Raw genomic sequence first — 6,767 nt, 5'->3', positions numbered from 1 at the left:
CTACCCCACGGCGCCTACATCGAACTACACCAACCCCTAGGACCCGTCGACGACCACGGCCACCCCATCCCCCTGCACTACCAAGGCGCCGCACTGCCCAAGCGGATGAACAAACTCGGCTCCGCCGGCGCACCCGGCACCGGCAGCTTCCTCTACCCCGACCCCGAAGGCGAACACAACGCCCTCGTCCACGCCGCCCACGCCGCCGAACACCGCGCCATCACCGCCCTCAAACAACGCCAACACGACACCAGCCCCCACGACACCAACGGACACGGTTAGCGGCCGGGGGCTCAGACCTTTCGGCCCACCTTCTCCCAATGTGGTTGGCGCAGATCCTTCTTCAGGATCTTGCCAGTCGGATTGCGGGGCAGCTCGTCGACGATGTCGACGGTTCGCGGGCACTTGTAGCCCGCCAAGCGGTCGCGGGCGAAGGCGATGATCTCCTGCTCGGTCGCCTCACCCTCGAGCGACACGACGGCCTTCACCGACTCGCCCCACTTCTCGTCGGGCACGCCGATGACGGCGACCTCGGCGACCGCCGGGTGCTCGGCGATCACCCGCTCGACCTCGATCGAGTAGACGTTCTCACCACCGGTGATGATCATGTCCTTCAGCCGGTCCTCGACGAAGATGTAACCGTCCTCGTCGATCCGGCCGATGTCACCGGTGCGAAACCACCCGTCCTCGGTGATCGCCTCCTTCGTCGCATCCGGTTTGTTGTGGTAGCCCTTCATCAATTGCCGTGATCTGAACCATAATTCACCCTGCTCGCCCTGCGCCACGTCGTCGAGGGTGTCGGGGTCGACCACGCGCACCTCGGCGCCGGGAACCACCCGGCCTGCGCTGCCCATGCGTTCCTCGTTGCCGCTGCGGTGATCTTCGGGCGCCAGCAAGCTGATGACGCCACCGACCTCGGTGAGCCCGTAGGCCTGGATGAAGTCCGTCTCTGGCCATGCCTCCAACGCCTTGCGCAGCAGCGGCAATGGCATGGGCGACGCGCCGTAACCGTAGGTCTTCAACGCGGCGAACAACTTCACCGCGTCCTCACCCGACTCGAGCACCTTGGCGAGCACGGCCGGCACCAGGAACGTCCGATTCGCACCCGACAGGATGCCGCCGGCCAACTGGGCACCATCGACGTCGCGCGTCATGTAGCTGGCCACACCGGTGTGCAGACCGAGTTGCATGTACGACGAACCACCCACGTGGAACAGCGGCATCGCGACGAGGTTCTTGTCACCCTCGTCGAGTTCCCAACCGGCGAAGGCACTCTCGGTGTGGGCGATCAGATTGGCCTGGGTGAGCGAGACGCCCTTCGGCCGGCCCGTGGTGCCCGACGAGTACATGATGATGGCGACGTCGTCGGGCTCGACGTCCTCCGACCGGCCGACCGGGGTGGCCGCGGCCAGCATCGCCTCGTACTCGTCGCCGTCACCACCGTCCGGCGTCACCACCACGACGTGCTCGAGGCTCGTCAGCCGGTCGCGAATCTTTTCGACGGCGGGCAGCAATTCGGCGCCGACGATCAGGAGGGTCGCGCCGCTGTCGTTGAGCACGTAGTCGAGCTCGTCGGCGGCCAACCGAAAGTTGACGATCGCCGTCGCAGCACCCAAAGATGCTGCCGCCAAAGTGGTTTCGACGCATGCCGGGTGGTTCTTGTCGAGGAACGCGACGACGTCCCCGCGCTTGATCCCGCGTTCGGCCAGCGCCCCGGCGAGCCGCTGGATGCGCTCGTACCACTGCGACCAGGTCCAGGTGCGTTCCTTGAAGGTGACGGCCTCGGCGTCCGGTTTGGCCTGGGCCCAGTGGGCCGTGCGTTCGTCGAGGAAGCGGGGCGTTGACAGCTCGGACATGACTGAGAGCGTGCCAGAACGACGGCCTCCGTCAGTCCGGTTTGGCGAAGACGCGGCGACCTGCCAGATAGGTTGCGCGCACCTCGAGATCGGCCACGGCCTCCGGAGGCACGGCCCGCGGATCGGCCGAGAGCACCACCAGATCGGCGTACTTGCCGACCTCCAGCGAGCCGATGACGTCGTCGGCGAACAGTTGCCAGGCCGCGTCCAGGGTCTGGGCGCGGATGGCCTGCTCGACGCTGATGCGTTCCTCAGGGGCCAGCACCCGCCCGCTCGGGGCGATGCGGGTGGCGGCGACGCTGATGTTGCGCAGCGGCTCCTCGGGCGTGACCGGCGGATCGTTGTGCAGGGAAATCCGCATGCCGGTGGCGACGGCGGACCCGGCGGGCATCCACCGCGAGCCGTGCTCGGGGCCGAAGAGTCCGTCGACCAGCACGTCGCCCCAGTAGTGGATCTGGTCGACGAACAAGCTGCACGTGACGCCCAGCTCGTGGGCCCGCCGCAGCTGGGCGTTCGAGATCGCCCCGACGTGCTCCAGCCGCAACCGGTGATCGTCGCGCGGATGGTCCTGCAGCACTTGGGCATACACGTCGAGAATGGTGTCGACACCGGCGTCGCCCTGCACGTGGCAGGCCATCTGCCAGCCGTGCGGGTAGTAGGCGTTCACGATCTCGGTCAGTTGCTCGCGGGTGTAGTTGGCGTGGCCGCACGACCCTGGCGTCACCCCGATGGCGCGGGTGGCGGCGGTGTCCAGGTACGGAAAGGACAGGTCGACGTTGCCGATCCAGGGCGACCCGTCGACCCAGATCTTGATGCCGACGTGGCGCACCACGTCGTCACCGTCACCGGGCGTCGCGGTGGTGGACATCTGCGCAGTGGACATCTCGTAGGTGCGCAACCGCACCGTCAGCTGGTCGCGCAGTGCGGCGAGCACTGGGCCGAACATGGGATCGAACGCCATCTCCGAGCACGTGGTGAGCCCAGCGCGATTCAGCCGCGCGCACTCGGCCAGCAGCATCGCCGGATAGCCGTCACGGTCGATCGCGCCACCGATGAGCGGGAACACCGCCCCGGTTTCCTGCGCCGAGCCGTCGAGCTCGCCGTCCGCGTCGCGACCGTACTTCGCGCCCTTGGGGTCGGGAGTGTCGCGGTCCAGCCCCAGAGTCCTTGCGGTCGCCGAGTTGAAGTAGGCCTCGTGCCCTGAGTTGTGGACGATCACCAGCGGCGTGTGCGGCGCCATCTCGTCGAGCCACTGCAGCGTCGGCGCAGGCAATCCGACCTGTAGCAGCGGATCCCAGCCGTTGAGATATGCCCCCGCCGACCCGCGCGCGGCGACCTCCGCGCCGATCGCGGCCAGCACGTCATCGGCGTCACGCATGATGACCGGCCGGATGTCGACGATGCGATCGGCCAGCACCATCGCCTCCATCAGCGGATGCCCGTGCGCTTCGATCAGCCCCGGCAGCAGGCAGCCGTCGCCGAGTTCGACGACCTCGGTGTCGGACCCCAGCCAGGCCTCGACCTCCTCGCGATCCCCGACGGCGACGATGCGGCCGTCGGCCACCGCGAGTGCGGCTGCGGTGGGACGGGCGGCGTCGACGGTCAGTACCGTCCCGAAGAACACCAGGTCAGCAGCCATCGGGCCATCCTCGCAGAGGCCCGGTCCAAATCGGTCGAAAATACTTGGGCGACCGTGTCGATTTCGCCGGGTCGCCATTCGACGTATCGGTGCGGGCACGATGGAGCTGCCCCTTCCACCAACCGAAGGAGACATCGAAATGCGGTACATGCTGATCATGCGGTCCACCCCGGAGGCCGAGGAGTTCGTCGCGGAGAACGTCGACTTCAGCGAGATCATCGCGGCCATGGGCGCGTACAACGAGGAGCTGATCAAAGCAGGTGTGCTGCTGGCCGGCGAGGGGCTGACCGGACCCGAGGAGGGCTTCGTCGTCGACTTCTCCCACGACCCGCCGGTCGTCACCGACGGGCCGTACGCCGAGGCCAAGGAACTGTTCAACGGCTTCTGGATCCTGGACGTCTCCTCGATCGAGGAGGCCAAGCAGTGGGCCCGCAAGTCCCCGCTGGGGCCCGGCGTCAAGCTCGAGGTGCGCCGCGTCTCCGAGACCGAGGACTTCGACCAGGACGACCCCTGGATCCAGAAGGAGAAGGCCTGGCGCGAGCAGAACGATCCGCGCTACGCCAGGTGAGGTCGGTCAGCAGACCCGGATTCGGACGGGCCCACGCCATTCCGAATCCGGGTCGAGGACCTCGCCGCGCTGGGTGATCTCGACGAGGCCCTCCCGCGCCAGCCCGCGCGCGATGTCACGCGCGTCGTCCATCAGCTCCCGCCAGCCCTCGCCGCCGATCGCACGCGCGGCGTCGGACGGACAGATGCTCTTGGCCGGGCCGCGTTCGCGGGCCATGGTCAGGATCGCCGAGCGCAGGCGGCCCGCGGGATCGTTGGCACCGGTCGTCACTCCCCCAGTGAACTCATCGCAACCGCCCCTGTCACCAAACTGGAACACGTTCTAGTCTGTCTTGCATGAGTGACGATCTCCTGCGGCATCCCATCCACTCCGGGCATCTGCTCGTCGGCGCACTGAAGCGCCACCGGGACCGGCCGGTCCTGCACCTCGGCGACACCACGCTGACCGGCGGCGAACTCGCCGCCAAGATCAGCCAGTACGTGCAGGCGTTCGAGGCGCTCGGCGCGGGCTCCGGCGAGACCGCGGGCCTGCTGTCGCTGAACCGGCCCGAGGTGCTGATGATCACCAGCGCCGGTCAGGTCCAGGGCTACCGTCGCCTCGCACTGCACCCGCTGGGGTCGCTCGACGACCACGCCTACGTCCTCACCGACGCCGAGGTGACGACCCTGATCATCGATCCCAACCCGATGTTCGTGGAGCGGGCGCTCGGGCTGCTGCAGAAGGCCGGTTCGCTCAAGCAGATCCTCACCATCGGACCCGTTCCGCCCGAGCTCGCCGCCTCGGGAGCCCACGTCGTCGACCTGACTGCCGAGGCAGCCAAATACGACCCCCGCCCGCTGGTCGCCGCCAACCTCGCGCCCGATCACGTCACCGGGTTGTCCTACACCGGCGGTACCACCGGCAAGCCCAAGGGCGTCATGATGACCACCCAGGCCACCAGCACGATGACGACCATCCAGCTCGCCGAGTGGGAGTGGCCGGACAGCCCGAAGTTCCTGATGCTCACCCCGCTGTCGCATGCCGGGGCGGCGTACTTCCTTCCGACCCTGGTCAAGGGCGGCGAGATGCACGTGATGGCGAAGTTCGACCCGGCCGAGGCACTGCGGGTGATCGAGGAGCAGCGCATCACCGCGACCTTCGTGGTGCCCGCGATGCTGTACGCGCTGATGGACCATCCGGACTCCAGGACGCGCGACCTGTCCTCGCTGGAGACGGTCTACTACGGCGCATCGGCGATCAACCCGGTGCGCCTGGCCGAGGCGATCGAGCGGTTCGGCAAGATCTTCGCGCAGAACTACGGGCAGTCCGAGGCGCCGATGGCAATCTCCTACCTCGGCAAGAACGACCACGACGAGAAGCGGTTGACGTCCTGCGGGCGCCCGACGCTGTTCGCCAGATGCGCTCTGCTCGACGCCGAGGGCAACCCCGTGCCGCAGGGCGAGGTCGGCGAGGTGTGCGTGTCGGGACCGCTGCTGTCGGGTGGCTACTGGAAGCTGCCCGAGCAGACCGCCGAGACGTTCAAGGATGGCTGGCTGCACACCGGCGACATGGCCCGCGAGGACTCCGACGGCTACTGGTTCATCGTCGACCGGGTCAAGGACATGATCGTCACCGGCGGCTTCAACGTGTACCCGCGTGAGGTGGAGGACGTGATCGCCGAGCACCCGTCGGTCGCGCAGGTGTGCGTCGTCGGCAGCCCCGACGAGAAGTGGGGCGAGACCGTGACGGCGGTGGTGGTGCTGCGCGCCGACGCGGCGTCCGACGAGGCCGCGGTGTCGACGCTGACCGCCGAGATCCAGGCCTCCGTCAAGGAACGCAAGGGCTCGGTGCAAGTGCCCAAGCAGGTGCACGTGGTCGACTCGCTGCCCGTGACCGGTCTCGGCAAGCCCGACAAGAAGGCCGTGCGGGCCCGGTTCTGGGAGGGCGCCGGCCGCGCGGTCGGCTAGCGCGGTCGCCAAGACTCGGATGGTTGACGTGAATCGGGGCCGAAAGCCGCAGCAACCCGAGTCTCGCGGCGCCGGCTAGCTCGGGAGGCCGGCGAGGATGCGGTCGAGCAGCTCGCCCGCCGTGCTGCCCGCCCCGACCACGTCGCCGGCGGCGATGTAGTCGAGCAGCTCCCCGTGGTCGACGATGTCGACGGCGGTCTCGTAGGTGGTCGCGACGCTGGCGGTGATGGCCTCGATCAGCCCGCGGTACAACTCGACGAGGATGACGTTGTGCGAGGCGCGGACGGTGGCCAGGTGGAACTCCGTATCGGCGCGGGCGAACTCCTCGGTGTCCCCGGTGCGCAGGCATTCGTCCCGACGGCTCAGCAGCGACCGCAGCTCGGCCAGGTCGGCGTCGGTGCGGTGGGACGCGGCGAGCCGGGCGCCCTCTACCTCGAGGCCGCGTCGTACCTGCAGCACGTCACGCAACTCGGCTCCGCGCAGGCGCCGCAGGGCGCCGGACACCTCGCTGGTCGCCCTGACATAGGTACCGTCCCCCTGACGGACCTCGAGGATGCCGGCGTGGGCGAGCGCGCGGACCGCCTCCCGGACCGTATTGCGGCCGACGCCCAGCGACTCCACCAGCACGGTTTCGTTGGGGATGCGATGGCCGACGGGCCATTCCCCGCTGACGACGGACTGCCGGATCTGCTCGATGACCTGGTCGACCAGGCCGGCCCGGCGGGCGGTGGAGAGCGGCAACGGCGGACGTCCTTTCA

Annotated in this window: 6 protein-coding genes and 1 pseudogene; 3 read left to right on the top strand and 4 right to left on the bottom strand. The window is 68.5% G+C overall.

Annotation, left to right across the window (positions count from 1 at the left end; all coding sequences use genetic code 11):
* Nucleotides 1-282: pseudogene (locus tag SBI80_RS23460) on the top strand (cytochrome bc1 complex cytochrome b subunit); the annotation flags it as partial.
* An 11-nt stretch (nt 283-293) separates the two neighbouring features.
* Here the strand turns inward: SBI80_RS23460 and SBI80_RS23455 are convergent.
* Nucleotides 294-1,856, bottom strand: coding sequence for a long-chain-fatty-acid--CoA ligase (locus tag SBI80_RS23455; protein WP_318977231.1), 1,563 nt, complete (start codon nt 1,854-1,856; stop codon nt 294-296).
* Nucleotides 1,857-1,887: 31 nt separating this feature from the next.
* Entirely contained in the window at nt 1,888-3,495 is a 1,608-nt protein-coding gene (locus tag SBI80_RS23450; RefSeq protein ID WP_318977230.1) for an amidohydrolase, read from the bottom strand.
* Nucleotides 3,496-3,634: 139 nt separating this feature from the next.
* On the opposite strand from SBI80_RS23450, the gene SBI80_RS23445 reads away from it, so the two are divergent.
* Nucleotides 3,635-4,063 carry a YciI family protein gene (locus SBI80_RS23445; RefSeq protein WP_318977229.1) on the top strand — a complete coding sequence of 143 codons (429 nt, stop codon included), beginning with the start codon at nt 3,635-3,637 and terminating at the stop codon, nt 4,061-4,063.
* A 6-nt stretch (nt 4,064-4,069) separates the two neighbouring features.
* Here SBI80_RS23445 and SBI80_RS23440 read toward each other — a convergent pair whose 3' ends face one another.
* A complete protein-coding gene (locus SBI80_RS23440) occupies nt 4,070-4,333 on the bottom strand; it encodes a DUF3253 domain-containing protein (protein ID WP_318977228.1) in 264 nt (87 codons plus the stop codon).
* A gap of 65 nt (nt 4,334-4,398) precedes the next feature.
* On the opposite strand from SBI80_RS23440, the gene fadD8 reads away from it, so the two are divergent.
* The gene (gene fadD8 / locus SBI80_RS23435; protein ID WP_318977227.1) at nt 4,399-6,009 is read left to right on the top strand and encodes a fatty-acid--CoA ligase FadD8; all 1,611 of its coding nucleotides are present in this window, start codon (nt 4,399-4,401) and stop codon (nt 6,007-6,009) included.
* Between the two features lie 75 nt (nt 6,010-6,084).
* Here fadD8 and SBI80_RS23430 read toward each other — a convergent pair whose 3' ends face one another.
* The gene (locus tag SBI80_RS23430) at nt 6,085-6,750 is read right to left on the bottom strand and encodes a FadR/GntR family transcriptional regulator (RefSeq protein WP_318977226.1); all 666 of its coding nucleotides are present in this window, start codon (nt 6,748-6,750) and stop codon (nt 6,085-6,087) included.
* Nucleotides 6,751-6,767: the final 17 nt, after the last annotated feature.

Origin of the sequence: Mycolicibacterium sichuanense (genome assembly GCF_033741125.1) — a bacterium.
Lineage (GTDB): Bacteria > Actinomycetota > Actinomycetes > Mycobacteriales > Mycobacteriaceae > Mycobacterium.
The sequence above is the reverse complement of the archived record's forward strand: the minus strand, read 5'-3'. Positions and strand labels throughout refer to the sequence as shown.

Excerpts from the sequence above, each read along its gene's own strand:
- SBI80_RS23455 (WP_318977231.1), bottom strand. The coding sequence starts at position 1,856 with ATGTCCGAGCTGTCAACGCCCCGCTTCCTCGACGAACGCACGGCCCAC.
- SBI80_RS23445 (WP_318977229.1), top strand. The coding sequence starts at position 3,635 with ATGCGGTACATGCTGATCATGCGGTCCACCCCGGAGGCCGAGGAGTTC.
- fadD8 (WP_318977227.1), top strand. The coding sequence starts at position 4,399 with ATGAGTGACGATCTCCTGCGGCATCCCATCCACTCCGGGCATCTGCTC.
- SBI80_RS23450 (WP_318977230.1), bottom strand. The coding sequence starts at position 3,495 with ATGGCTGCTGACCTGGTGTTCTTCGGGACGGTACTGACCGTCGACGCC.